The 2,207-nt window shown below is 62.5% G+C and carries 1 protein-coding gene; it reads right to left on the minus strand.

The genetic code is table 11. The annotated features are described in order from the left end of the window. On the minus strand, window positions 1–2,199 hold a 2,199-nt coding region (locus M5B99_RS29440; protein ID WP_248807434.1), incomplete at its 3' end, for a type VI secretion system Vgr family protein. Window positions 2,200–2,207 lie beyond the last annotated feature (8 nt).

Genomic DNA, 2,207 nt, shown 5'->3' on the forward strand with positions numbered 1-2,207 from the left:
GATTTTCTTTTTCGCGACGATGTGGATCTCATCTTCCGTGCTGCTGATCTCCAGGCCATGCCGGGCCAGCAATTGCAGGCTGTCGTTCTGCGCCTGCACGCTCACCGGGCCCTGGTTGGCGATCAGCTTGATCCCCAGCTTGCGCACGAACAGGCTCAGGCCTTGGCCCACACCGATAAACAGGCGCTTGACCACGCTCAGGTCCGCTTCGCCACCGGCGTTGAGCATCAGGTTGTGTTGCGCCGCCAGTTGCAGATGGTGGCCGCTGGACAGGGCGATGCCTTGGGGTGCGCTGAGCAGCAAAACCGACGATTTGAGCTGTTCCAGGTCTTGCTTGAGCAGGTTCAGTTGCGCCTGCACATCCGCCGGGTCGGCATGGGCCGCCTGGGCATCGCCGGAGAGTGTTTGCAGTTGTTCAGCGGCGTGTTGCAGATGGCCAAGAGCAGCGCTCATGTCGAGTTGCTGGCCCTTGGCCTTGCTTTGTTCGTCAGCACTGATAAACACCCCTTTGCCACCACGAATCGCGCCCCAACCATCGGTTCGCAGCTCAAAACCTTCGCCACGCTTTTGCTTCTCGGCATCCACCAGATGCCCCAGGTTGAGCTGGCTCTTGCCGGCGTATTCGGTGCTGAGTTTGACGTGCTCCTGGCCGCGCCGATCCTCCAGGCGCAGCTTGTTGTTGGCCGGGGTGCGCAGCACGTTGCGGCTTTCGTCGCGCCGAGCCAGGGTCACGTGGTCCGGGTGCCGGCTGTCGTGCAGGGCATGGGCGATATAGGGCCGGTCCGGGTCGCCCTGCTCGAAGGCCACCGCCACTTCGGTACCGGGAATCAACGGCAGGTGCAGGCCGTGGGTGTCGCCGGCGTAGGGCCGCGCCAGACGCAGCCAGGCGCTTTCCTGGCCGAGCTTCCAGCTGTCGCGGTCGAACAGGAACCGGACCTTGTAGCGCCCATCCAGGTCAATGTGTCCGTAGGGATCGTTTTCCCGGTCACTGGTAACCCGGGCCGGGACGGTGCCGGCTATTTGCGGCTTGGTAAGGAGCGGTGGGCGGAAGCACACCGTTTCCGAATAGGGCATGGCCTCGAAGGTGGTTTCAAGACTGCGATCACGGGCAGCGCGCAGGGTCAGTTGGATGATCACCGCCCTTGAGGCGAAGGCCCGAGGCGCGCCGCCGGTGATGTTGAGCTGTTGGCCGGGCGCCAGGGTGGCGCTGCTGCTGGCGCCGCTCAGTTGGGTCTGCGCGTTGAGGTAACGCTCGTGGCGCAGGCGCGCATAGAAGTAGCCGCTTTCGCTTTGCAGGTCTTCGTCCTGCAGAATCCGCTCGCCGAGCACGCTGTAAGGCTCGCCGTAGAGGTAGGCTTCGCCGTAGGTGGTTTTCGCACCACGGGTCTGATCCACTTCGCCGTCGAGCCAGGCCTTGGCGTCCCGGTAGTCGTAGGCGCGGAAGGCGATGTTTTTTTCCACCACCTGGTGGCTCGATTGCAGTTTCCACACGCCGTCCTGCCCGTTGCTGCCCAGCCCGGACTGCGGGTAATAGGGCAATTCGACAGGGGGCTTGCTGTAGCCGCGCTGGTCGTCGTGAAACTCCAGCACGGCGATCTTCAGGCGTTCGTCGCTGGCGAAGCAGTACCAGATGCCGACTTCGGCCAGCAACCGGGCGATAAAGGCCAGGTCGCTTTCGTCGTACTGGATGACCTGCTCGCGTCTCGGATATGAACGAATAAGACGAAAGTAAAAGTGCTGGCCTTCGAAGTCGTGACGACCGCGCAGGACCTTCTCGACGATTTCCGGCACCGACTGGTGCTGGTAGATACGGAACTGTTTGCCCCGATCGAGCAGCGCCAGGTGCGGCTCCAGGGTGATTTCATAGCGGGCTTCGTCGCGGGAGCCGGACAGACGCTTGAAGCCGGTGATCACGCCGTACAGCGTACGTAGCGGCTTGATCTCGGGCGTTGGCAGACCCGGAAAGCTCTTGGGTAGATTGTGCGGCGCGGTGTGCAGGCTGAAACGAGCGTCCTGGCCGAGCATCTGTTCGGCGGCGATGTCCTGAACGGTGGAGGTGAATTCCACCGTGTATTGGAATGGCTGACTCAGGCCTTCCTCACCCTTGAAGGCCAGCACATCGAGCACGGCGCCGACATGGCGGACCCAAAGTTTATGGCGGCTGTGATCAAAGAAAGTGCATAGCGGGGGGTTGAGCATGTTCACGC

The sequence above is a fragment of the Pseudomonas sp. MWU13-2100 genome (genome assembly GCF_023242365.1).
Taxonomy (GTDB): domain Bacteria; phylum Pseudomonadota; class Gammaproteobacteria; order Pseudomonadales; family Pseudomonadaceae; genus Aquipseudomonas.